25 protein-coding genes are annotated in these 23841 nt (G+C 63.6%); 8 read left to right on the top strand and 17 right to left on the bottom strand.

Translation table 11 applies throughout. The features are described from left to right. The first annotated feature begins 68 nt into the window (after positions 1 to 68). A complete protein-coding gene (locus K359_RS0109865; RefSeq protein ID WP_029079192.1) occupies positions 69 to 527 on the top strand; it encodes a MarR family winged helix-turn-helix transcriptional regulator in 459 nt (152 codons plus the stop codon). A gap of 71 nt (positions 528 to 598) precedes the next feature. On the opposite strand, the gene K359_RS0109870 is transcribed toward K359_RS0109865, so the two are convergent. Next, the gene (locus K359_RS0109870; protein WP_029079193.1) at positions 599 to 1771 is read right to left on the bottom strand and encodes an acetyl-CoA C-acyltransferase; all 1173 of its coding nucleotides are present in this window, start codon (positions 1769 to 1771) and stop codon (positions 599 to 601) included. Between the two features lie 193 nt (positions 1772 to 1964). Further along, positions 1965 to 2903, bottom strand: a complete 939-nt coding sequence (locus tag K359_RS0109875) for an acetamidase/formamidase family protein (protein ID WP_029079194.1) — start codon at positions 2901 to 2903, stop codon at positions 1965 to 1967. Between the two features lie 186 nt (positions 2904 to 3089). Here K359_RS0109875 and K359_RS0109880 point away from each other — a divergent pair, with 186 nt between their 5' ends. The 5 genes from K359_RS0109880 to K359_RS0109900 all read left to right on the top strand — a co-directional run bounded on the left by K359_RS0109880 (position 3090) and on the right by K359_RS0109900 (position 7408). Further along, positions 3090 to 3479 carry a transposase gene (locus K359_RS0109880; RefSeq protein ID WP_029079195.1) on the top strand — a complete coding sequence of 130 codons (390 nt, stop codon included), beginning with the start codon at positions 3090 to 3092 and terminating at the stop codon, positions 3477 to 3479. 267 nt (positions 3480 to 3746) lie between these two features. Beyond that, entirely contained in the window at positions 3747 to 4790 is a 1044-nt protein-coding gene (locus tag K359_RS0109885; protein ID WP_029079196.1) for an ABC transporter substrate-binding protein, read from the top strand. Further along, positions 4787 to 5608 (top strand): ABC transporter ATP-binding protein, encoded by an 822-nt coding sequence (locus K359_RS0109890; protein WP_029079197.1) that lies wholly within the window; start codon positions 4787 to 4789, stop codon positions 5606 to 5608. The genes K359_RS0109885 and K359_RS0109890 overlap by 4 nt, the downstream gene beginning before the upstream one ends. Next, on the top strand, positions 5605 to 6444 hold the full coding sequence (locus tag K359_RS0109895; RefSeq protein WP_029079198.1) for an ABC transporter permease: 840 nt from the start codon (positions 5605 to 5607) through the stop codon (positions 6442 to 6444). Before K359_RS0109890 ends, K359_RS0109895 begins: the two co-directional genes overlap by 4 nt. A 40-nt stretch (positions 6445 to 6484) precedes the next feature. Then, positions 6485 to 7408, top strand: a complete 924-nt coding sequence (locus K359_RS0109900; protein WP_029079199.1) for an acetamidase/formamidase family protein — start codon at positions 6485 to 6487, stop codon at positions 7406 to 7408. A gap of 155 nt (positions 7409 to 7563) precedes the next feature. Here the strand turns inward: K359_RS0109900 and serA are convergent, their stop codons facing one another. The 10 genes from serA to K359_RS0109950 all read right to left on the bottom strand — a co-directional run bounded on the left by serA (position 7564) and on the right by K359_RS0109950 (position 16967). After that, positions 7564 to 9153, bottom strand: a complete 1590-nt coding sequence (gene serA, locus K359_RS0109905) for a phosphoglycerate dehydrogenase (protein WP_029079200.1) — start codon at positions 9151 to 9153, stop codon at positions 7564 to 7566. Between the two features lie 77 nt (positions 9154 to 9230). Next, a complete protein-coding gene (locus K359_RS0109910) occupies positions 9231 to 9713 on the bottom strand; it encodes a hypothetical protein (RefSeq protein WP_035976397.1) in 483 nt (160 codons plus the stop codon). Positions 9714 to 9715: 2 nt separating this feature from the next. Beyond that, the gene (locus K359_RS0109915; protein ID WP_029079202.1) at positions 9716 to 10888 is read right to left on the bottom strand and encodes a phosphoserine transaminase; all 1173 of its coding nucleotides are present in this window, start codon (positions 10886 to 10888) and stop codon (positions 9716 to 9718) included. Positions 10889 to 10966: 78 nt separating this feature from the next. Then, a complete protein-coding gene (locus K359_RS0109920) occupies positions 10967 to 11179 on the bottom strand; it encodes a hypothetical protein (protein ID WP_029079203.1) in 213 nt (70 codons plus the stop codon). A 184-nt stretch (positions 11180 to 11363) separates the two neighbouring features. Then, positions 11364 to 11834 (bottom strand): GNAT family N-acetyltransferase, encoded by a 471-nt coding sequence (locus tag K359_RS64320; protein ID WP_029079204.1) that lies wholly within the window; start codon positions 11832 to 11834, stop codon positions 11364 to 11366. Between the two features lie 18 nt (positions 11835 to 11852). Then, entirely contained in the window at positions 11853 to 12443 is a 591-nt protein-coding gene (locus K359_RS64325; RefSeq protein WP_029079205.1) for a glutathione S-transferase family protein, read from the bottom strand. Between the two features lie 72 nt (positions 12444 to 12515). Beyond that, entirely contained in the window at positions 12516 to 13337 is an 822-nt protein-coding gene (locus K359_RS0109935) for an outer membrane protein (RefSeq protein ID WP_029079206.1), read from the bottom strand. A 180-nt stretch (positions 13338 to 13517) separates the two neighbouring features. Next, on the bottom strand, positions 13518 to 14369 hold the full coding sequence (locus tag K359_RS0109940; protein WP_029079207.1) for an outer membrane beta-barrel protein: 852 nt from the start codon (positions 14367 to 14369) through the stop codon (positions 13518 to 13520). Between the two features lie 275 nt (positions 14370 to 14644). Beyond that, positions 14645 to 15901 carry an MFS transporter gene (locus K359_RS0109945; protein WP_029079208.1) on the bottom strand — a complete coding sequence of 419 codons (1257 nt, stop codon included), beginning with the start codon at positions 15899 to 15901 and terminating at the stop codon, positions 14645 to 14647. 160 nt (positions 15902 to 16061) lie between these two features. Continuing rightward, the gene (locus K359_RS0109950; protein WP_029079209.1) at positions 16062 to 16967 is read right to left on the bottom strand and encodes an alpha/beta fold hydrolase; all 906 of its coding nucleotides are present in this window, start codon (positions 16965 to 16967) and stop codon (positions 16062 to 16064) included. Between the two features lie 123 nt (positions 16968 to 17090). On the opposite strand from K359_RS0109950, the gene K359_RS0109955 reads away from it, so the two are divergent. Beyond that, a complete protein-coding gene (locus tag K359_RS0109955) occupies positions 17091 to 18323 on the top strand; it encodes an acyl-CoA dehydrogenase family protein (RefSeq protein WP_029079210.1) in 1233 nt (410 codons plus the stop codon). Between the two features lie 132 nt (positions 18324 to 18455). Here K359_RS0109955 and purD read toward each other — a convergent pair whose 3' ends face one another. The 4 genes from purD to K359_RS0109975 form a co-directional block, all read right to left on the bottom strand. After that, positions 18456 to 19733, bottom strand: coding sequence for a phosphoribosylamine--glycine ligase (purD, locus tag K359_RS0109960; protein WP_029079211.1), 1278 nt, complete (start codon positions 19731 to 19733; stop codon positions 18456 to 18458). 110 nt (positions 19734 to 19843) lie between these two features. Beyond that, the gene (locus K359_RS0109965; RefSeq protein WP_029079212.1) at positions 19844 to 20143 is read right to left on the bottom strand and encodes a transcriptional regulator; all 300 of its coding nucleotides are present in this window, start codon (positions 20141 to 20143) and stop codon (positions 19844 to 19846) included. Positions 20144 to 20147: 4 nt separating this feature from the next. Further along, a complete protein-coding gene (locus tag K359_RS0109970; RefSeq protein ID WP_029079213.1) occupies positions 20148 to 20699 on the bottom strand; it encodes a hypothetical protein in 552 nt (183 codons plus the stop codon). Next, positions 20696 to 21238 (bottom strand): DUF2306 domain-containing protein, encoded by a 543-nt coding sequence (locus K359_RS0109975; protein WP_029079214.1) that lies wholly within the window; start codon positions 21236 to 21238, stop codon positions 20696 to 20698. Before K359_RS0109975 ends, K359_RS0109970 begins: the two co-directional genes overlap by 4 nt. A 149-nt stretch (positions 21239 to 21387) precedes the next feature. Here K359_RS0109975 and xseA point away from each other — a divergent pair, with 149 nt between their 5' ends. Then, positions 21388 to 23013, top strand: a complete 1626-nt coding sequence (gene xseA / locus K359_RS0109980; protein WP_029079215.1) for an exodeoxyribonuclease VII large subunit — start codon at positions 21388 to 21390, stop codon at positions 23011 to 23013. Here the strand turns inward: xseA and K359_RS0109985 are convergent. Further along, positions 23010 to 23840: a dienelactone hydrolase family protein gene (locus K359_RS0109985; RefSeq protein WP_029079216.1), complete on the bottom strand. Its 831-nt coding sequence runs from the start codon at positions 23838 to 23840 to the stop codon at positions 23010 to 23012. The two genes, xseA and K359_RS0109985, sit on opposite strands and share 4 nt — an antisense overlap. Position 23841: the final 1 nt, after the last annotated feature.

A 23841-nucleotide genomic window follows, 5' to 3' on the forward strand; every position in this document is an offset into this window, starting at 1 on the left:
ACGTGCATATGCATCTATTGCAAATAGGTGCATATGCATGTATATGTCAAGTCCAGTCTGGAGGCAGCATGGCGAAAATCGATACCAGCCGGTGCAATCTCACGGCGTTGCGCAAGGCGACGCGGCGCGTGTCGCAGCTCTACGATTCGATCCTCGCGACGTCAGGACTGCGCGGCACGCAACGGGCGATTCTGGTCTATGTCAGACGGTCGGGATCCCCGACGATGGGGGAACTCGCAGCAGCGCTGGTGCTCGACCGCACCGCGCTCAACCACAACCTCAAGCCGCTCGAGCGCGACGGCCTCCTGACCATCACGGTCGACAACAACGACCGCCGCAGCCGACTGGTGCGGCTGACCAAGCGCGGCGAAGCCAGGCTTGACGAGTCGCAGGCCGCCTGGCGTGAGGCACAGGACCGTTTCGAGACCGCCTTTGGCGCGAAGCAGGCCGCCGATCTCAGGCAGGCGCTCGAACTGGTGGCCGCGCTCGAATTTGGCGAACGCGCGGCTGATTTGCCGCCGCCGTAGCCCTTCAAACGAAAAGCGGCCCGGCGTTGCCGCCGGGCCGCTCGTTCTCGGACGATCCGGATCGATCGCGCTTAGCTGTAGATCTCGAACAAGCCGGCGCCGCCCTGACCACCGCCGATGCACATGGTCACAACGCCCCACTTGGCCTTGCGGCGGCGGCCTTCCTGCAGCAGGTGGCCGGTGAGCCGGGCACCCGTCATGCCGAAGGGATGGCCGATCGCGATCGAGCCGCCATTGACGTTGTACTTCTCGGGATCGATGCCGAGCTGGTCGCGCGAATAGAGGCACTGGCTGGCGAAGGCCTCGTTGAGCTCCCAGAGATCGATGTCGTCGATCTTCAGGCCGTGGCGCTTCAAGAGCTTCGGCACGGCGAAGACCGGACCGATGCCCATCTCGTCGGGCTCGCAGCCGGCCGAGGCCCAGGCGACGAAGCGGCCCAGCGGGTTGAGGCCGCGCTTCTCGGCGTCCTTGGCTTCCATCAGCACCACGGCAGCGGCGCCGTCGGACAGCTGGCTGGCATTGCCGGCGGTGACGAACTTGCCCGGGCCCTTGACCGGCTCGAGCTTGGCAAGACCTTCCAGCGTGGTCTCGGGGCGGTTGCACTCGTCGCGATCGACGACGTAATCGACGATCGACTCGGCCTTGGTCGCCTTGTCGACCACCTTCATCTTCGTCTTCATCGGGACGATTTCGTCCTTGAACTTGTTGGCCTGCTGCGCGGCCGCCATGCGGCGCTGCGACTCCAGCGAATACTCGTCCTGGTATTCGCGGCTGAGCTTGTAGCGCTCGGCGACGATGTCGGCGGTGTCGATCATCGCCATGAAGATGTCAGGCGCGGTCTTGAGCAGGTCCGGATCGATCGATTCCTTCGGCGAGCCGCCGCCGGGAATCGAGATGCTCTCGACGCCGCCGGCGACGATGCAATCGGAGCCGTCGGAGCGGATCGCGTTGGCGGCCATCGCGATGGTCTGCAGGCCCGACGAGCAGAAGCGGTTCACCGAGACACCCGCGGTGGTCTTCGGCAGGCCGGCGAGCAGCGCCGCTTGACGGCCGATGTTCGGCGCGCCATGCGCGCAATTGCCGAGATAGCAATCCTCGACATAATCCTTGTCGACGCCGGCGCGCTCGACCGCGTGCTTGATGGCGTGCCCAGCCAGCGACATCGGCGGGGTGATGTTGAATCCGCCACGGCCGGACTTCGCCAGGCCGGTGCGCGCGTAGGAAACGATTACGGCTTCACGCATTGTTTTCTCCCTCTGAGTGGATGATTTCAGCTTGGATGCTGTCTTCGTACACATGGCGCGTCAAGGCAACAGAAATAAGCGCCATCAAAATACCGCTCTGCGGAACGGAAGCGGCCCGACGCAACCGACGAAGCAGGATCACGTGGCGGCGCGGATGAAGCCTACAAACGTGCCTGGAATTCCAAGGTGCTCCTCACAGGGCCGATTTCGCGAGCATCATGTGAATTCCCTTATTGCCGTCGACCAATTGCGTTACGCGCAGATTGCCTGCGAGAGAGCACAGCATATACGCCTCGTTGCGCGTGAGATTCGTGCGCGCGCAGATGTGGTTGACCATCTCGCGGACGGCTTGTTTGGCGGCGTCGTCCAGGTCTTCGTCCAGTCCGATCGAGATGAGGTGGGTTGCATTTTCTGCAAACGGCCATTTGACCCGCATGTCCTTCCGCACGGTCAGGCGGACCGTGCCTGTGACTCCGGTCTCCAGGGCCGTGATGCAGACTTCGCCATCACCCTGAACGGCGTGCCCATCGCCGGCGAAAAACAGAGCGCCCTCATTGAATACGGGCAGATACAGCGTGGTGCCCGCGCGAAGCTCCTTGTTGTCCATGTTGCCACCGAACGCGCGCGGGACCGGCGATCCGCACCGGCCCCACGCCGGCGGTGGCGCGGTTGCCAAGATTCCGAAAAACGGACTGAGCTCGATCCTGCTGCCCCAGGGCATCGTACAAAAATTCCCATCGCGGTCGATGGTCGGATGAATGGTTTCGTAGTCGGTGAATTCGTCCGGCAGCGTGCCGAGCAAAGGCAGGATCGAAACAAATCCCCAGTCCTGTCTGACCTTCACGTCGAGAATGTCGACCTGAAGCGTGTCGCCGACCTGGGCACCCTTCACGTAGACCGGCCCGGTGATGAAATGCGGTCCGGGTCCCGGCGGCAGCGTATTCAGCGCATGGAGATAATCGGCAGGGACCCGACTGAAATCGTCCGGCAAGGTTTCTTTCCCACCCGCCGGGAAACTATGCAGCGTGACCGAGTCACCGGACTCCACGGTAAGAACCGGTGGACTGGCACTGTCTAGGTACCCCCATACCATGCTCTCAGGAGTGGCGGGAATTTCATGGCGGCGCGGCATCGCTCCTCCAAAGCAGTTGCCCTCGGGAAATGTCGGCCACCATCCTAGGCAAGACTTGGTGTCAAAAACAGCCGCAGGCTTGGGCCCTTTGAGCATTCCTGGTCCATGGTAGGGTGGCCCTGGTAACCCTTGCGCGGACGCCATGCGCCACCTTTCCGTGCGGCCGCGCGACAAATGGAGACTCTGATGAGGCGGTCTCAATTCACGGAAAATGAGATCCGGCATCTCCTATACGAGGCGAATACCGGCGTCTCGGTGGCCGAGATTTGCACGACATCCGGCATCTCGCTTCGAACATTCTACCGATGGAGGCGGAGGTATGGCGGTCTAGACCACCCAGCCGTGCTCGACATGCGCGGACTTGCCGTCGAGAATGTCAGGCTGCGAAACGTCATCGACAATCTATCTGCCTGCCTCAAGGCGACGCCGGCCGGCGAAATCGCAAGCGGCAGCACGCCGCAAACGAACGCGCCGAAGGACGTCGACGGCCGGGGCCGTCGTGCGATCAGCATCGCCGCGGAAAAGTGCGGAGGCGCTGTGACGGGCCGCTTCGCATCAATCCGTGTCAATCGCTGATCTCGACGAGAACAATTCAGGCTGCCATTCTGGCAAAAGTGACATAATGCGCTGCACCGTGGCGGGGATTTGATCAAGCTGCCCCTGCATCGAGCGCAATTTTTCGATCCGGGGGCACACTCCCGGCAAGAACTGGCACGCCGCTGACGCAAATCCAAATCTTGCACAAAACCCGGCAGCAGCTGTCTGTACTTTCTTCTTGTCGCAAATCCGAACGACCGATTACCCTCGCCGCGAACGCAAACGGTCCTGCAGGGAGTTGAGATCATGACTGGCCTTGTCCGCGATTTTACCGACGTCAAGACCGGCGTCAGCCGCCGCAACATCCTGACCGCTTCCGCTGGTCTTGCTTGTGGTTTCGCGCTCGGCGGACCGATCGCGATCAGGACGGCCGCGGCGGCCGGCTTGAAAGAAGTTCGTTTCAGCGAAGCAGTCCACAACCTCGGTTACATCAATCTCTACGTCGGCATGCATGCAAAGATCTTCGAAAAGAACGGTCTCGACATGAAGGTCAGCGCCGCTGGAGGCGACACGCAAACGTTCGCTGCAGTGCTTGGCGGATCGGCTGACTTTGCCATCGGCGATGCGACCATGGCGCAGATCTCGCGGGAGAACGGTGGTCCGGGCGTCGTCGTCGGCACGGTCGTCCAGCGCGCACACTATTTCGGCGTCTCAAAGACGTTAAAGCCCATCACCGACCCGAAAGAGTTCAAGGGCCTGAAGATCGTAACCTCGCCGGAACCGAATACGAATTACAGCGTGGCGAAGCGCCTGCTTGAAAAAGCCGGCCTCAAGGTCGGCGTGGATGCCACCATCGTGCCGGTGAATCCTGGAACCGAAATTGCTGCGATGCTGGCCGGTCAGGCGGACATTGCCATCGCCTATCAGCCCAGCGTGGCCGCGGCCGAGGCCCAGGGAGCCAAGGTGGTGTTCGACTTCTCCACCTACATCGGCCCGTTCTGCAATACGGGAATCATGGTCCTTCCATCGACGATCCAGAAAGATCCCGCGATGGTTCAAGCCCTGGTGACATCGTTCGAGGAAGCCTCGCGCAAGACCTACGCAGACCCCGCCTTCGCAAAGGAAGTCGCGCGCAAGGAATTTCCGGATCTGCCGGGCGAGGTTGTCGACAAGGCGATCGATGCCGAATTGCAGTATCTGATCCCGGCACAGTCCGTGGTGACCAAGCCAGATCAATGGAAGAATCTGATGGAGATGCAGGTCTACCTCGGCAACGCCAAGGGCACGATCCCGTTCGACCAGATCATCGACAATTCCTTTGCCGACAAGGCCGTCGCCAGTCTGAAATGACAGTTGCGATCACCACCGGCCACGGCGGCACCGGAACATCCGCGGCGTCCCTGGTGCCGTTGACCGTGGAAGGCGTCGCCAAAGGCTACGATGTTGCGGGGCGATTTGTCCCGGTGATCGGCAATCTTAGCTTGACGCTGAAGAAGGGCGAGATTGTCAGCATCGTTGGTCCATCGGGATGCGGAAAGACGACACTGCTCAATACGCTGTGCGGACTGATACCGGCTGACTCCGGGCGTATCCGCTGGTACGGGCACGAGATCGTCGGCCAGCCGCAGAACGTAGGCTACATGCTGCAGAAGGATCTGCTGTTTCCCTGGCGCACTGCATTGAGCAACGTCAAGCTGGGACTGGAAATCCGCGGCCTTGCGGCGAGCGAAGCGCATGACCGCAGCCGCGCGATGCTGGATCAACTCGGATTGCACGGCTTCTCCGATCACTATCCGTCGACATTGTCAGGCGGCATGCGCCAACGAGTGGCACTCGCCCGCACATTGGTCAATGATCCGGAGGTGCTGCTTCTCGACGAGCCGTTTGCCGCGTTGGACTTTCAGAACAAGCTGCTGATCGAAAGTGACACGGCAAAGCTGGTTCGCGAGCGCGGGCGCTCCTTGTTGCTGATTACCCACGATATCGAGGAGGCCGTCTCTCTAGCGGACAGGGTCATCGTGCTGTCGAAGAGGCCGACAACCGTCAAGGCGACGTACGACATAGATCTGGACGGTGAACGAACTGACATGATCGCCGCTCGCGAAAGCCGGCAATTCAGCGCCTACGTTCGGCAGATATGGGCCGATCTCGACGTCGTACTCCAATGACCGCGAATGCACAGGACGATTTTGGGAACGTTGTGCAAAGATCACCGGCTCCGCCGGCGCACCGCTGGAAGCGTTGGCGGGTAGCCGGACTCGTCCTGCTCACTCAGGTCGCGCTTTTGGCTGCGCTGCTTGCGTTGTGGGAGCGCGCGACAGGGCAGGACAAGCAGGCAGCCTTCATGTTCGGGTCGCCCTCGGCGATCTTCGGCTTTCTGGGCCAGTCGGCGCGCGATGGCTCGCTGTGGCGCGATATCTATGTCACCGGCTTCGAAACCCTGCTCGGCTTCGTGATCGGTAATTTCTTCGGAACGCTGATCGGGCTTCTGCTCTGGTACTCGCGTTTCGTATCGCGCGTGGTCGAACCTTTCATCATCGCCTTGGGATCGATTCCCATCATCGCGCTCGCGCCGATCATCATCATCTGGTTCGGCACAGGACTGATCTCGAAAGTCGCGATGTCGACGTTGTCGGTCGTGATCGTGGCGCTCGTGACGTCCTACAAGGGCGCGACGGGCGTTGACGCCGACCAGGTCAACCTGATGCGAACACTGGGAGCCTCGAAGTTCCAGATATTCCGAAAATTGGTGGTGCCCGCATCGCTCACCGATATTTTTGCAGGATTGAAGCTCACCGTCGGATTTGCGCTGATCGGTGCGATCGTCGGCGAATTCATGTCGTCGTCAGAAGGTCTGGGACACGCAATCTTCAAGGCCGGCTCGCTCTACATCATTCCCAAGGTGTTTGCAGCGCTGATTGCAACGATCGGCCTGGCATTGCTGCTGACGTTCGTGGTGGGCCGCCTTGAACGGCTGCTCATGCCCTGGCGCAAGGTTCAATAGATTCCCCTATTTCGGCAACAGCAAGAAAAGGAACGTGGAGATGTCGCAGCGCGTCGCGAAAGAAGGCAATATCAAGTATGCCCTGTCGGGCCTGGACCGTTTCATTGCCAGCGTCTCTCCCGGCGAAACGTTCGTCGTCGAATGCGCGATCAATGCCAACGATGGAACGATCCGTCATCTCGGGCAGCAACTGACCGAAGCCGACATCACCATGCCGTTCGTCAACGGGGCGACGGGACCCATCGAGGTTCGCGGCGCCAAGGCCGGCGACATGCTGAAGGTCGAGATCGTCAACATGGAGGTTGGGGGGCTTGGATTTACCGCGCTGTGGCCCGGCATCGGTATGTTCCCGGACTGGGTGCGCCGCAGGGAGTTCGGCATTCAGACGCGTGTTGTCGAGGTCAAGAATGGCCTTGTGCACTGGAACGAGCATCTAAGACTTCCGGTCAAACCGATGATAGGCGTGATCGGAGTCGCACCGCTTTATGGAGCGGTTCTCACCGTGGACAACGGCACGCACGGTGGAAACCTCGATGTTCAGGAAATTACCACCGGCAACACCGTCATGCTCCGGGTCCATGCCGACGGTGCACATCTGTTCCTCGGCGACTGCCACGCAATCCAGGGGGACGGGGAATGCAACGGCATGGGCGCCATCGAGATCGCAGCCACCCTCACCGTCAAAGTGTCGCTCGAAAAAGCTCCAGCGCGCCTGAACCATCCCCGGATCGAAACGCCAACCCACATCTGCACGCTCGGCTGTGCGCGTCCGCTCGAAGACGCCATGCGGCTTGCATTCGAAGAAATGGTTTACTGGCTTGAAGACGAATGGAAGATACCCGCAGCCGAAAGCTACATGCTGCTCGGTCAAATCGCGGAGGCGCGATGCACGCAGGTGGTCAATCCGAAATACACCTATATCTGCAAGGTGAACAAGGACATCGTCCGAAAGTACTTTGGGTGATCTGATGGAGCGCGCGTAGCCTCGCCGCTGAAATCGATACCGGCGGGCTTGCTCACGCAACCCGATCGAAGGGCGAAACCATCTCGGGACCAGCAAACGTCCGTGCAGACGATCCGCCGACGCCGGACCTGTGGCCCGGCGTCGCCCGAACCGGGTTAAAACGTCAGCGCCTTGGCCTGCTTCACCTGCGGCAGCGCCTGCACCTTGGCAAGCAGTTCGGCCGGCACCGCGCCGTCGACCTCGACCAGCGCAATGGCGTCGCCGCCCTGCTTGACGCGGCCGAGATGGAAGGTCGCGATGTTGATCTTGGCATCGCCGAGCAGGCTCGCGAACGCGCCGATGAAGCCCGGCTTGTCCTCGTTGGTCACGTAGATCATCGACTTGCCGAATTCGGCGTCGACGCGGATGCCCTTGATGTCGACCAGGCGCGGCTTGCCGTCGGCGTACACCGTGCCGGACACCGAACGCTCCTGGCGCTCGGTGGTGACGGTGACCGTGATCAGGCTTTCATAGTCGCTCTGCGCGGCGCGGACGACCTCGTCCACCACCATGCCGCGCTCCTTGGCGACAACAGGCGCCGAGACCACGTTGACCTCGCCCAGCATCGGGCGCAGCAGGCCGGACAGCACCGCCGAGGTGATCGCCTTGATCTTCATCTCGGCGACGTGGCCCTCATAGGTGATCTGGGTCTTGAGGATGCCGCTCTCGGTGAGCTGGCCGGCGAACGAGCCGAGCTTCTCGGCGAGCTCGATGAACGGCTTCAGCTTCGGCGCCTCTTCCGCGGTGATCGAGGGGAAGTTGACCGCGTTCGAGATCGCGCCCGACAGCAGATAGTCCGACATCTGCTCGGCGACCTGCAACGCGACGTTCTCCTGCGCCTCGGTGGTGGACGCGCCGAGATGCGGGGTGCAGATCACGTTGGGATGCCCGAACAGCACGTTCGAGGTCGCCGGCTCCTCGACGAACACGTCGAAGGCGGCGCCCGCGACATGCTTGGAGTTCAGCGCGTCGACCAGCGCCTGCTCGTCGACGAGGCCGCCGCGGGCGCAGTTGATGATGCGCACGCCCTTCTTCATCTTGGCGATCGCGGCCGCGTCGATGACGTTGCGGGTCTTCTCGGTCAGCGGCGTGTGCAGCGTGATGAAATCGGCGCGCTTCAACAGGTCGTCGAGCTCGACCTTCTCGACGCCGATGTCCTTGGCGCGCTCCGGCGACAGGAACGGATCGAACGCGATCACCTTCATGCGCAGGCCGAGCGCGCGGTCGGCGACGATCGTGCCGATATTGCCGCAGCCGATCACGCCCAGCGTCTTGGCGGTGATCTCGACGCCCATGAAGCGGTTCTTCTCCCACTTGCCGGCCTGGGTCGAGGCGTCGGCCTGCGGAATCTCGCGCGCCAGCGCCAGCATCAAGGTGATGGCATGCTCGGCGGTCGTGATCGAATTGCCGAACGGCGTGTTCATCACGATGATGCCCTTGGCGGTCGCGGCCGGAATCTCGACATTGTCGACGCCGATGCCGGCGCGGCCGATCACCTTCAGCCTGGTCGCCTTCTCGATGATCTTGGCGGTCGCCTTGGTGGCCGAGCGGATCGCCAGACCGTCGTAATTGCCGATGATCTCGGCGAGCTTTTCCTTGTCCTTGCCGAGGTTGGGCTGGAAGTCGACCTCGACGCCGCGATCCTTGAAGATCTGCACGGCGGCAGGAGACAGCGCGTCGGAAATCAGAACCTTGGGTGCCATGATTGCAATCCTTGTGATCAGTCCGGTTAAGCCGCGAGCAGCGGCCCTTGAATGGGTGTTTGCAACGAATGCGCGGGCGGTCAGCGCAGCCAGCGCACCATGAACGGAAATGGCGGGACGCCGTTCTCGGCGGCCTGCCGCTTTTCGAAGGTCATGCCGTAGTACTGCAACAGCGGCTGACCGAAGGTGCGTTCGGCGTCGAAGTCCGCGACCAGGGCTTTCGAGCTGCCTCGATAGCCGTGCTCGTGGAAAACAATCGCCGGATCGATATCGAGGTGCTTCGCCGCTGCGTAGGACCAGGCAATGGCCGCGATCTCGTCGCCGTCGGACGGCGTTGCCAGCTCCGGTGTGTTCCGCATCGACGGATCGGTCACCGCGAGATGACCGGCCTCGTGCAGGAGATCGCCGGGATGCGCGAGCTTCTCCTCATCGACAAAGATGACGCCGTCACTGATGCGAAGTCCGGGCAGGAACGTCGCGTCCGGCAAGTGCGCCGGACGCACGTCGATCCCGATGCCGCAGATGAAATCCGCGAGCCTTTCGGTCAGCGGATTGGCGAACATCTTCAGGCCGCCTTGGGCAATGCCGCCTTGGTTTCGGCGAAGGCCCAGTCGATCCACTGCGTCAGCAGCTCGACGTCCTTTGCCTCGACGGTGGCGCCGCACCAAATCCGCAGGCCCGCCGGCGCATCGCGGTAATACGCGAAGTCGAAGCCGGCGTTCTCCTTCTCCACCAACGCGACCAGCTTCTTGCAGAAGTCGGCCTGTGCGTCAGCGGGAAGCGAGGTGATCGCGGGATCGGTGAACTTCAGGCACACCGACGTGTTGGAGCGGATCGCGGGATCCTTGGCCAGGAAGTCGATCCAGGGCGTCTTCGCCTTCCAGTCGGCGAGCGCCTTGGTGTTGGCGTCGGCGCGGGCGATCAACGCCTTCAGGCCGCCGATCGACTTCGCCCAGTTCAGCGCATCGAGATAGTCCTCGACGCAGAGCATCGACGGCGTGTTGATGGTCTCGCCCTCGAAGATGCCCTGGTTGAGCTTACCGCCCTTGGTGAGGCGGAAGATCTTCGGCAGCGGCCAGGCCGGCTTGTAGGTCTCGAGCCGCTCCACCGCGCGGGGCGACAGGATCAGCATGCCGTGCGCAGCTTCACCGCCCAGCGCCTTCTGCCAGGAGAAGGTGACGACATCGAGCTTGGCGAAATCGAGCGGCTGCGCGAAGGCGGCCGAAGTCGCGTCGCAAATCGTCAGGCCTTCACGGGTCGCGCTGATCCAGTCGGCGTTCGGAACGCGCACACCGGAGGTGGTGCCGTTCCAGGTGAAGACGACGTCCGACGCGGGATCGACCTTGGCGAGATCGGGGATTTCACCGTAAGCCGCGTTCAGCTTGGTGACGTCCTTCAGCTTCAATTCCTTGACGATATCGCTGACCCAGCCCTCGCCGAAGGATTCCCAGGCGAGCGTGGTGACGGGCCGCGCACCGAGCAGCGACCACAGCGCCATCTCGACCGCGCCGGTGTCCGACGCCGGTACGATGCCGATCTTGTAATCGGCAGGCACTTCAAGCACTTCACGCGTCAGTTCGATCGCGAGCTTGAGCTTGGCCTTGCCGACCTTCGCACGATGCGAGCGGCCGAGGGCGGCGTCCTTGAGATTGTTGGGGTTCCAGCCGGGGCGCTTGGCACAGGGGCCGGAGGAGAAATGCGGCACATCAGGCCGCGAAGCGGGCTTCGCTGCAGTCATAATCTACCCTTCCAGATAGCTGCCTCTCGGTGGGGAGAGGTTTCCCGCCGCCGGAGATAGTGGACGGGCGCCCAAACGTCAAGGAAGTTCAGAAGGGTCCGGAACGATGGGGGGATCACGGCTGATTGATGGGGAGTCCTCGACCTGCTGCACCGTCTCCTGATCGAGCAAATCTGCCGCGAGAGTCATGATCTTAACTGCCCTGCGCCGGCTCGATATTCTCAAAATGCTCTTTTCGCCGGCCTGCACGATATACTCGTTGCCGACCCGTACGATCGAATAATCCGACATCGAAATCCCCAGTTGCCCGCGCCCCCGTGGGAGACGTCGGACATACCGGACTCGTTCCGACCCGTAAATTCACTGAGGCCGGCTTAGTTTATTGGCTGTTAACCGGATAGCGGAGCAACAGCTACCGCAGGCATTGCCATATGCATGGCACAACTTCGCGCACGAATTTCAGAAGTGCAACGTCTCAGAAGCGCAACGTCATGCCGACATGGCTGCGCGCGAATCCGAGTCGCTCATAGAAGCGCTGCGCATCGACGCGCGTGTGATGCGTCAAGAGCTCGACGAGCATACAGCCTCGCGCCCGCGCTTCCGCGACCGCCCACTGCACCAGCTGCTCGCCGATGCCGCGGCTGCGGCAATGGGTTGCGACGCGGACGTCCTCGAGCAGCCCGCGTGAGCCGCCCTGCGAGCTGATGCCCGGCAGCACCGCGAGTTGCAGGCAGCCGACCACGGTGCCCTCCCCGTCGACGGCGACGACGAGCTCAAGGTTCGGATCGCGCTCAACCCGCGCGAAGGCGTCGTAGTAGCTTTGTGGCAGCGGATCCTCGATCCGCTCGCGCGCACGGCCGAGCGGATCATCCGCCAGCATGCCGACGATGACCGCGACATCCTCGCGGCGGGCGCGGCGGATTGTGATGGATGAGGCTTCGGTCATATGGATCTTCACCAGAGGTCAGCGGGCCGGCGGCAGGCCGAGCACGCGCTCGGCATCGGCGATCCAGCGGCGGATGACGGGATAGCGCTCGAGCGCGAGGCCGCCATCCTCCGCGACCCGCGTATAGGCAAGCAGTGAGACGTCGGCGAGCGAGAACGCATCACCGACCAAAAATTGCGTCCCCGCAAGATGCCGCTCCAGATGATCGAGCGCCACATAGCCGCGCTTCAACAGGTTCGGATCGATCTCGGAAACGGCCTTGCCGAGATACACGGTCTGAAACCGGCAGACGGCGACATAGGGCTCGTGGCTGTTCTGCTCCCAGAACATCCAGGCATCCATCTGCGCCGCGCGATAGGGATCGCCGGGGATCAGATCGCTGCCGCGCGCGAGATAGCGGATGATGGCGTTGGATTGCGCGAGCGTGCGGCCGTCATCCAGCTCTACCGTCGGCACCTGCCCCCAACCGTTCAGCTTGAGGAATTCCGCCGTCCGGCTGCCGCCCTTCATGGTGTCGATCTCGACCCATGTGTAGGGCAGCGCCAGTTTGTCGCACACCCATTTCACCTTCAGGCAATTGCCTGAATTGGAATCGCCGAGGATTTTCATGTGAGGTCGCTCCGCTTGCGGAGCGATATCCGACCAGTCACACCATGCACTGTCAAGCCGCGCGGCTTGGCCTCAGAACTTGTAACCGAGACCCGCACGCACTGTATTGATGGTGGTGTCGACGGTCGACGTGAAGCGAACGTATTCCCACTCCGCGCGCATGAACAGCCCGCCGGTGATATTGACGTCGAAGCCGAGACCGCCGGTGTAGCCGTACACCAGGTGATTATGCTGGACGTCGTTCGCGTTCAATGTCGCGAGCGGCGTGAACGGCCCCGAGATGGTGGCACTGACGGCGTCGTGAACCGTGACCGAGCGCGAGATGTCGGCATTGCCGAACGCAACGCCGCCGAAGATATACGGCAGGAAGCAACCCCAGGCGTAGCCGGCGCGGCCGCGGATCGTCGCCATGTCGGAGATCGAGATCGCCGCTGACGAATCGACGCGTACATCGTGGAACAGGGTGTCGGTCAGCGCGGTGCCGCTGACCAATTCCTTGCTCGCGGTGGACGAGCCGCCAAACTTGCCGTGCATGTAGCTCGCATCGATGCCGACGACGACGTCGTCGTATTGCCAGTTGTAGCCGGCGAACGCACCATAGGCTGACGAGCGCTGAGACGCCTTGCCGAGCCCGAGATTCCAGTTCGAGACGTCCATCTGCTGGATCACGTTGTGATCGAGCAGGGCCGCGAGCATGTTGGCATTCGTGCCGCTGAAATTCTCATCGGACGAACCGTAGCCGCCCTGCCCGCCGATATAGAAGCCGCGCCAGTTGACGGGTGCGCTGGGTGCGTCGCTGAAGCCGCCGCGCAGGGCCGGGAAGTCCGGCAGATCGGCCGCGTGCGCAGCCGTCACCGCGCCCATCATCATCGCCGTCAGCAAGAACCTACGCATCGCAACGCTCCATCCCACTCATCGAATGCGCGCTGATCATCGCCTGTTAACCTTAACCAATCGTTGTCGTCGCACGCTTTCGACCACCCAAGTTGCAGAAGCTCGTGACGTCGCGCGGCAAAGAAAAACGGCGCGGGATGGTCCCGCGCCGTTGCAATCGTTAACCGTGAAGGCTCGAAATTAACCCTTGCGGATCAGCGGGGGGGGCGGCGGCGGCGGCAGCACGTCGCAGCAGGGCAAGGCGAAGCGCACACCGAGCTTCACGTCCTGCGAGGTGATGTCGCGGTACTGGAAGCTCGAGGGACCGGCCGGCGTGCCGTCGAAGAAGTGACCCTGGCCCTGCCCGGCGGTGCCCATGTCGAGGTAGCGATAGGCCAGTTCGACCGTGAAGTTGTTGGTGACCCTGTAGGCGACACCGGCATGCACGGCCCAGGCGAAGTTGGTCTTGGTGGCGCCGTCTGCGATGAAGGAACTGGTCAGGCCGGACCCGCTCGGGAACGTGGCGATGTCCGAGAAGGCCGAGGTCTTGATCGTCGCGGCACCGACACCGGCACCGATGAACGGGGTCAGGCAACCCCAGGTGCCGAGATCGGCGTAGACGTTCACGAGGCCGACCCAGCTCTGCATGCCGCCATGATAGGTGTCGCCCAGCGAGCTCGGCCCGGGGAACGTGAAGAAGTCGGTGCCGTTGAAGCTGACCTTCGAGCGGTACTCACCAGTGATGTCGGCGCGGAACCAGCTGTTGAACTGATAGCCGACGCCGATGCCGAACAGCATGCCGCTGTCGAAGCCGGTGCCGTACTGATTGAAAGCGGTGCCGGCCGGCAGCGTGTCGTACGCGTTAACGTGCAGCCTGGCCTTGGTGTTGGTCATGCCGATGTCGCCGCGCAGATACCAGCCGCCGAAATCCTGGACCGGCGGGGGCGCATACGCCATCGGGGGCGGCGGCATGATCGGCATGTCGGCAGCGAACGCCACCGAAGACAGCAGGGATGCCGCACCTGCGGCAATCAGGGTCTTTACGCTACGCATTGGCTTCGTCCTTTTGGGCCAAGTGAGGCGACACGAAAGCCCCACGTCTGAAACTCACGGCGGACGATGCCAGCAAATGTTTAAGCGGCACTTAACCCTAATTTTTAAGGTTGATTTTCTCTCACCTTTTTCTGCGACTGGTGCTTATGGGTCCATCAATACGCGCATGCAGCAGTGAAAGATGGCGATCCCGCCACAAGTGCTAATGAAGCGTTGACGCGAGCCCGGTGTGTTAGCGAATGCTTAACGCGGGGCGCGCGCTTCACGGAAGGCGCTCAGCGAGCAGCCTTCGGCATCTTCGGCAGGAACACCGCGAGCAGGCCGATCGCCGGCAGGAATGCGCACAGCTGATAGACGAACGCGATCGAGGTGTGGTCGGCGAGCTTGCCGAGCACCGCGGCGCCAAGACCGCCGATGCCGAACGCGACGCCGAAGAACACACCGGAGATCATGCCGAAGCGGTGCGGCATCAATTCCTGCGCGAACACGATGATCGCCGAGGTCGCCGACGAGATGATCACGCCGACCACGACCGTCAGCACGGCGCTTGCGAACAGGCCGGCATAGGGCAGCGCCAGCGTGAACGGCAGCGCGCCGAGGATCGAGAACCAGATCACGTATTTTCGGCCGAAACGGTCGCCGAGCGGCCCGCCGATGAACGCGCCCACGGCGTTGGCGGCAAGGAAAATGAACAGATAGAGCTGCGCCGCCTGCGTCGAAACGCCGAACCTGTCGATCAGATAGAAGATGTAGTAGCTCGACAGGCTCGAGACATAGAGCTGCTTGGAGAACAGCAGCGCGACCAGCACGATCAGCGCGATCTTCACGCGGCGCTGGTCCGGATGGTCCGGATGCCGCTCGATGGTGGCCGCCTTCTTGCCTGATATCTGCGGCTTGTACCAGGCGCCGATGCGCCAGAGGATCACGATGGCGAGGAACGCGATCGAGGAGAACCAGGCGATCGAGGGCTGGCCGAACGGCACCACGATCAACGCGGCCAGCACCGGTCCCATCGAGGTGCCGAAACTGCCGCCGAGCTGAAACACCGATTGCGCGAAACCGTAACGGCCGCCTGACGCCAGCCGCGCGATGCGCGACGATTCCGGATGAAACACCGCGGAGCCCAAGCCGACCAGCGAGGCGGCGATCAGGATGATCCCGTAGCTGTGCGCGACGCTGAGCAGCAACAGCCCGAAGAAAGTGAAGCCCATGCCGATCGCAAGCGAGAACGGCTGCGCTTTCTTGTCGGTGAAATGCCCGACCAGCGGCTGCAGCAGCGAGGCGGTGAACTGGAACGCCAGCGTGATCATGCCGATCTGCGCGAAGTCGAGCGCGTAATTGTCCTTCAGGATCGGATAGACCGAAGCGATCAGCGACTGCATCGTGTCGTTGAGGAAGTGCGAGAAGCTGATGCCGGCGAGCACGACATAGGCCGGTCCCGCGGCAGCCGCCTTCGCGGCCAGCGAGGGCGGCAGCTCCGGCACCAGCACCGGTTCGCCCAGCGCCTCCTCGCTCACGACGGGCTTGTTCAATGCAGCATTCCCGGGACGGATTCGCAAAAATACCTCCGTGTCGTACGACGCGGAGCTCAGGCGGACCAGTTGCGTTAGCCGATAGCAGCGATGCGCTGCGGCCGATGCCCGGCGCGAACTCTCTCCCCGTCATCCTGAGGATGACGGGTCAGTGTTAGCGCTACCCCGCCAGGAAAAACTCCCGCAGCAGCTTCGCCGTTGCGTCGGGAGCTTCCTCGGGCAGAAAATGCCCTGACGCCACCGGCGCGCCGCTGACATTGGTCGCCCAGTTCTTCCAGGTGTCGAGCGGCGTTGTCGCCGCGCTGGCCACGCCGGCATCGCCCCACAGCGCCAGCATCGGGATCGTGATCTTCTTGCCGGCGTCGACATCCGCCTTGTCGATCTCGTAGTCGGCATAGGCACCGGCACGATAGTCCTCGCACATCGCATGGATGCGGGCGGGATCGCGGAACGGCGCGAGGTAATGCTCGAGCGCGCGCGGATCGATCGCATCGAGCGTCTTGTTCCTGGTCTGGCTCGCCATCTTCTCCTTGAGGAAGAATTCGCCGTGGCCCGAGATCAGCGTCTCCGGCAGCGGATAGGGCTGCGCCAGAAAAGCCCAGTGGTAGATCTTCAGCGCCGAGAGGCGATTGAGCTTCTGCCAGTAATCATAGGTCGGCGCGATATCGAGCACCGCGAGCTTCGACAGCCGGCCGGGATGATCGAGCGCGAGCCGATACGACACCCGGCCGCCGCGGTCGTGACCGGCAAGCGCGAAATGCACATGGCCGAGCCGCTCCATCACCTCGACCATGGTCTTGGCCCAGGCCCGCTTGGTGTAGGGCGTATGGTCCTTGTCGCTGTCCGGCATGTCAGACCAGCCGTAGCCCGGCAGGTCGGCGATGATCAGCGTGAACTTGTCGTCGAGTTTCGGCGCCACCGTGTGCCACATCACATGGGTCGAGGAGAAACCGTGCAGCAGCAGCAGCGGCGGGCCCTTGCCGCCGACGCGGGCGAAGATGCGGCCCTGCGAGGTGTTGATCCATTCGGAGGCATAGCCGGGAAAAAGATCAGCGAGATCAGGCATCGGTGGCTCCCTTCCCTGTCGCGGCCGCGCTGCTTCAAACTTTGTTCGGCGTTGCCGCTGCTTTCGGCGAGGTTTATGCCATCCTCAAGCCAAGCCAACAACAACATGAAACGAGGAAGTGCCATGTCGATCGATTTCGAGATTCCCGCCGAAGCCAAGGCGATCCGCGAGAAGGTCCGCAAATTCGTGCACGACGAGTGCATTCCGGCGGAAAAGGAACTCGACACCAAGCCGCTTGCCGAGGTGCTTGGACCGCTGCGCAAAAAGGCCCGCGCGCAGGGCCTGTGGTGCCCCTTCGTGCCGAAGGAGTATGGCGGTATGGGCCTCGGCCCGCTGGCGAACGCGCTGGTGCAGATGGAACTCGGCGAGAGCATGCTCGGCGCGCTCTCGATGAACACGCAGGGGCCGGACGACGCCTCGATGATGACGATCCTGGCGCACGGCACCGAGTACCAGAAGGAGAAATTCCTTAAACCCCTGTTGAACGGCGAGAAGCGCATCTGCTTCTCTATGACCGAGAAGGCCGCCGGCGCCGACGCCACCGGCATGCGGACCACGGCCGTGAAGGACGGCAACGAGAACTACATCCTCAACGGCGAGAAATGGTTCTCCTCGTCGGCAAGCGTCGCCGACATGGCGCTGGTGATGGCCAAGACCGATCCGAACGCGCCGCGCCATAAGCAATATTCGACCTTCATCGTCGAGCTGCCGAATCCCGGATACCGCATCAAGCGCAACGTCGCCAACATGGCGATCGAGGGTCCGCACGACGACGTGATCCATGGCGGCCACTCCGAGATCGAGATCAAGGATCTGAAGGTGCCGGCCGACAATCTGCTCGGCGGCGAGGGCAACGGCTTCAACATGGGCCAGCACCGCCTCGCCTACGGCCGGCTGCGGCACGGCATGCACAACGTTGCGAAAGCGCAGCGCGCGCTCGACATGGCGGCCGCCCATGTCACCAAGCGCTCGACCTTCGGGCAGTTGCTGGCCGACCGCCAGGCGGTGCAGTTCATGCTCGCCGACTGCGCGAGCGAGCTCTATATCGGCCGGCTGATGCTGCTGCACATCGCCTACAAGGCGGAGAAGGGCCTCGATATCCGCCAGGAGAACTCGATCGCGAAGATCTTCCACGCCCACATGGTGCACAAGGTGATCGACACCGCGATCCAGCTGCACGGCGCGCTCGGCTTCAGCCAGGATACGCCGCTCGCCAAATGGTACACCCAGGTGCGCTCGCAGCGGCTGGTCGACGGCCCCGACGAGGTGCACAAGTGGAAGATCGGCAAGAACGTCATCAAGGCGTTCCGCGAGCACGGCACCACCGCATCAGCGGCGGGCGGGGATTTGCTGTAGTCGGCGGCGGCGTCCCGCACACTCCGTCATTGCCGGGCTTGACCCGGCAATCCATCTCACGAAGAGACTCTCGCGAAGGCGATGGATGCGCGGGTCAAGCCCGCGCATGACGGGCGAAGCGAGTGGAGCGCGCTAGCCCCTCTCCGCCTCTACCGCCTGCCACCCAATATCGCGCCGGCAGAAGCCGTCGGGCCACTTGATGCGATCGACCGCCTGATAGGCGCGGTCGCGCGCCTCGGTGACGGTCTTGCCCATCGCACAGACGTTCAGCACCCGCCCGCCGTTGGCGAGAATGGCGCCATCCTTCGCCACCGTGCCGGCGTGGAAGATCTCGACGCCCTCGACAGCTGCGGCGTCATCAAGGCCTTCGATCCGCGTGCCCTTGATGTAGTCGCCTGGATAGCCCTTCGCCGCCATCACGACCGTTAGCGCCGGTTCGTCGTACCAGCGCAGATCGAAATGTTTCAGCTGCCCCTCGCAGGCGGCGAGCAGCGCCGGCACGATGTCGGACATCATCCGCAGCATCAGCACCTGGCACTCGGGATCGCCGAAGCGGACATTGTATTCGAACAGTTTTGGGCCCTGCGCGGTCAGCATCACGCCGGCGTAGAGCACGCCCCTGAACGGCGTACCGCGGCTCTTCATCCCGGCAACCGTCGGCAGGATGATTCGCGCCATGATCTGGTCGTGCACCTCAGGCGTCACGAACGGCGTCGGCGAATAGGCGCCCATGCCGCCGGTGTTCGGCCCCTTGTCGTGATCGAACACCCGCTTGTGGTCCTGCGCGGTCGCCAGCGGAATCGCGGTATCGCCGTCGCACAGCGCGAAGAAGCTGATCTCGCGCCCCGACAAGAATTCCTCGATCACCACCTCGGCGCCGGCCGAGCCGAACACGCCCTCGAACATCATTGCGATCGCGGCTTCCGCCTCGGGAAGCGTCTGCGCCACCACGACGCCCTTGCCGGCCGCAAGCCCGTCTGCCTTGACCACGATCGGCGCGCCCTGCGCGCGGACGTAAGCCACCGCGTCCCTGGCATTGTCGAAGCGGCGATAGGCGCCGGTCGGAATGTTGAACTCGCTGCAGAGGTCTTTTGTGAAACCCTTGGAGCCCTCAAGCTGCGCGGCCTGCGTATTGGGCCCGAATGCCTTGATGTCGACGGCGGCGAGATCATCGACTATGCCGGCGGCAAGCGGCGTCTCGGGGCCGACCACCACCAGATCGACCGCGTTGCGCCGGCAGAATTCGATCACCGCGGCATGGTCGGCGACATCGAGCGCGACGCATTCGGCCTCGCGTGCGATCCCGGCATTGCCCGGCGCGCACCAGAGTTTCGTCACCAGCGGGGATGCTGCGATCTTCCACGCCAGCGCATGTTCGCGGCCGCCGGAACCGAGCAAAAGGATGTTCATCTGATACGGGCTCGAAAGGGTGCAAGAACAGGGTGTAAGACCCGTGTCGGTCGCACGAATCCCCGCCAGCCTGCAAGGGGCGACGGGGCCGATTCCCCCGTCATTCCGGCTCACGGCTGCTTGCCGGCGATGATCTCCTGCAGCGTCGCGACATAGCGGGCGAAGGCGCCGCGGCCGGCCGCGGTCGCGGTCACCGTGGTCTGCGGCTTCTTGCCGACGAAGGCCTTGTCGACCGAGACATAGCCGGCCCTGGCCAGCGTCTCGATATGGGCGCCGAGATTGCCGTCGGTGGCGCCCGTCAGCTTCTTCAGCCGGGCGAATTCGAGCCCGGTCGAAACCGGCAAGGCGTTGAGCGCCGCCATGATCCGCAGCCGCAGCGGCTGGTGGATGATCTCGTCGAGTTCGGCCATCGCGTCAGATCCGGCGCATCCAGAGGCCGCCGAGCATCAGCCCGCCGCCATGCACCACAGCCATCCATAGCAGGAACGCCGGCCCGATATAGTAGTAGCCGATCAGCGTCAGCGCGCTGGTGCAGGCGGCGATCACGATGAAGGCGTAACCGAACCACACGCCGGCGATGGCGTAAAACAGCGTGCCGTAGAGCACCCAGAACACGATCATCTGGCGCGGGCCGAAATGGCCGAGCATGACCGAACAGTAAACGCCGAATACACCGATCAGCAGGAAGCTGATCGTCGAACGGATCGGAAAGGTGCGATTGCCGGAACGGAGGTTGATGACGAAGCCAACCGCGGTGCTGATCGCAAGGCCGCTGAGATTGGCGACGGTCCAGATCGTGTAACCCTGCCGGGGCCAGAGATGGTTGGCGATGTAGGCCACGAATAGCAGCACGCCCCATAGCGTGATGATGATGCTCGCGATCTGATAGATCCGCGACTGACGGACGCGCTGGACGACGTCGTTGATGTCGGCCAGCGCCGCGCTGGCCTGCTGGCTGTCGATCATATCGGCGCCCCACCCTGCTCGGCGAGCTGGGCGGACACCGGCGGCGCTTCCGCCGGCGGGCGATATTTGCCGGTCAGGATATAGCCGATCGTCATGCTCACGATCGACAGGACGAAAGCCATCAGCCCGATCTGCCCACGCGTCATCGGCGGCAGCAGACGCACCACGATTTCCGTCGACGCCCCCGACATCAGCGACACATAGGACCAGGAGATGAAGTAGTAGTGCTTCAGTTTCCAGTTCGTCGGCCGCGGGCTGCGCAGCAGCGGAATAATCGCCGCCACGATGCAGGCGAAGTTCACGATCGCGCCAACATGGAACAGGTTGAAGCGGCCGCTGAACTGATAGACCAGCATCGCTGTCCCGTCGGCGACCAGCATGGCGTAGACGTAGAGATAGCCGCGTGCGCGGTGGCCCGCACCGCGCTTCGGGCGCAGGAACTGGATCAGCCCGACACCGATGCAAAGGATTGCCGCAACGGCGTGGATCGCGCCTGCCGCGGAATGAACGAAACCTGCCAGCGTCACATGCGGGATCATCGGTATGCCCCCAAACGAGGATCGCGATCAGTTCAATACAGAGAACTCTGTATCACAGAGTATATGGACAAACAAGCCCTCGGATTGGCGATGGCGGGCAAAAGTCCCTACGTTGCGTTGAAGCTCACAAACAGCCGAATCACCTGCAAATGACTGCTGCCGCGCCTAATCTCGTCAACGCGCCTGAATTCACCGTCTCGGAACTCTCCTCCGCGCTGAAGCGGACGGTGGAGGACCGGTTCGGCCATGTCCGCGTCCGCGGCGAGATTTCCGGCTTTCGCGGCCCGCACTCCTCCGGCCATTGCTATTTCGCGCTGAAGGACGAGAACGCCAAGATCGAGGCCGTGATCTGGAAGTTCGCCCACGCCCGGATGCGCTTCAAGCCGCAGGAAGGCCTCGAGGTCGTCGCCACCGGCAAGCTGACCACCTATCCGAACTCCTCGAAATACCAGATCGTCATCGACTCGCTGGAGCCGGCCGGCGTCGGCGCGCTGATGGCGCTGATGGAGGAGCGCAAGAAGAAGCTCGCGGCCGAGGGCCTGTTCGACGAGGCGCGCAAGCAGCTGCTGCCGTGGCTGCCCGAGGTGATCGGCGTCGTCACCTCGCCGACCGGCGCGGTGATCCGCGACATCCTGCATCGTCTCGAGGACCGCTTTCCGCGCCGCGTGCTGGTCTGGCCGGTCAAGGTGCAGGGCGACGGCTCGGCCGAGCAGGTCGCGGCCGCAATCCGCGGCTTCAACGCGCTGCCGGAAGGCGGCAGGATTCCGCGCCCTGATCTGTTGATCGTCGCGCGTGGCGGCGGCTCGCTGGAGGACCTCTGGTCGTTCAACGAGGAGATCGTGGTCCGCGCCGCGGCCGAGAGCCACATCCCGCTGATCTCAGCGGTGGGTCACGAGACCGATATCACGCTGATCGACTTCGTCGCCGACAAGCGCGCGCCGACGCCGACCGCCGCCGCCGAAATGGCGGTGCCGGTGCGCAGCGAGCTGTTCGTCGAGGTCGAAAGCCTCGCCCGCCGCACCATGGTGTGCTGGCAACGGGCCCAGGAGGCCCGCCGCACCGAGCTGCGCGCCGCGGCGCGTGCGTTGCCGGCGGCGAATGAACTGCTCGCGATCCCCAGGCAACGGCTCGATCATCTCGGAGCCGGGCTGCCGCGCGGGCTGAAGGCCAATACGCATGCGCATTTCCGCCGCTTTGCCGCGACGAGCTCGCGGCTCACCATCGGCGTGCTGCGCGGCCAGGTCGCGCATGCGCGGCAGCGGCTCACCGTCTCGGGCGAGCGCATCACGCTGTCGGCACGCGCGCTGCTGCATCGCCGGCGCGAGCGTTTTGGCGGGCTCGATATCCGGCTCAAGGCCTCGAAGCTCGCCAATGCCAAGGCCCAGCGCAACGCGATCGCGCGCGATCTCGAGCGCACCCATCGCCTCGCCGAACGCGCCCGGCGCGCGCTGCTGACGACGATGCAGCGGCTGGAGGCGCGGGTTGCTCATCGCGGCCAGCTGCTGTCGGCGCTGTCCTATCGCGGCGTGCTGGCGCGCGGCTTTGCGCTGGTGCGCGACGATCAGGGCCACGCACTACATTCCGCCGCGGCGGTCGGTCCGAACGCCGGCCTTTCGATCGAGTTCGCCGATGGCCGCGTCGCCGCCACCGTGAATGCCGATCAGCCGCCGGCGACGGTGGCGCCCGAGAACCAGGGCAAGCCGCAGCCGCGCGAGGCAAAACCCGCTGCGCCGAAGCGGGTCGCAAAGCCGGTCGATCAGGGCAGCCTGTTTTAGCGCGCCAGCCACTCGGCGACTTGCTTCTGCGCATCCTTGCGCGCGTCCGCATCAGTGCCGACGTGACCGCGCTCGGCGATGTCGGCATCGGAGGCGGCGACCGCGTGCAGCGGCAGGTTGGCACGGTCGAAGTCGTGATACGCCTCGGGATAGACCACGATCCGCGCCAGCGCGCTGCGGCCATGCGCGGCCTCGACCATCTGGTGGCAGGCCGATGACGATGTCACATCGTCGCGCGCGCCGATCAACACCAGCGTCGGCACCCGCGCGCTCCAGCCGAGGCCGAACGAGGCGCGGCAATCCGGATAGAACGCGACCGCCGAGCGGAAATCCGGCTCGGCGTTGCGCGACGCCAGCTGCGGCCGCACCGCCCACAGCAAGGCGGCCGCGCCGTTGCCCCAGCCGATCAGGCTGATGCGGCTCTTCGCTACCCATTTCTGCTGCACCAGCCACTGCCGCGCCGCGTTGATGTCGGCGACCCGCGCACGGCGGGTCTGAACTTGATGCTCCCTGATGCGGCACTGCGGACCCAGCTCGCGCGAGCCGTAGCTGTCCGGCAGCAGCACCGCATGGCCGCTTGTCAGGAGCTGTTCGGCCCAATCGCGATAGCGCGGTGCGACCGGCTCGGAGTGGCCGCCGAGACCGCCGCAGCCATGCAGCGCGATCACCGTCGGGAACGGTCCGTCGCCATCGGGCCGGTAGAGCTGCGCATGCAGCGTGACATTGCCTTCGGGAATTTCGACCTGATGCGGGGCCGGGAGCGGCGCCGCGGCCGCGGCCGGCACGGCAAGCATCGCGAGACACATGAAAACTGGCTTGAGGCGCATC

The sequence above is a fragment of the Bradyrhizobium sp. th-b2 genome (genome assembly GCF_000426785.1).
GTDB lineage: Bacteria > Pseudomonadota > Alphaproteobacteria > Rhizobiales > Xanthobacteraceae > Bradyrhizobium > Bradyrhizobium septentrionale.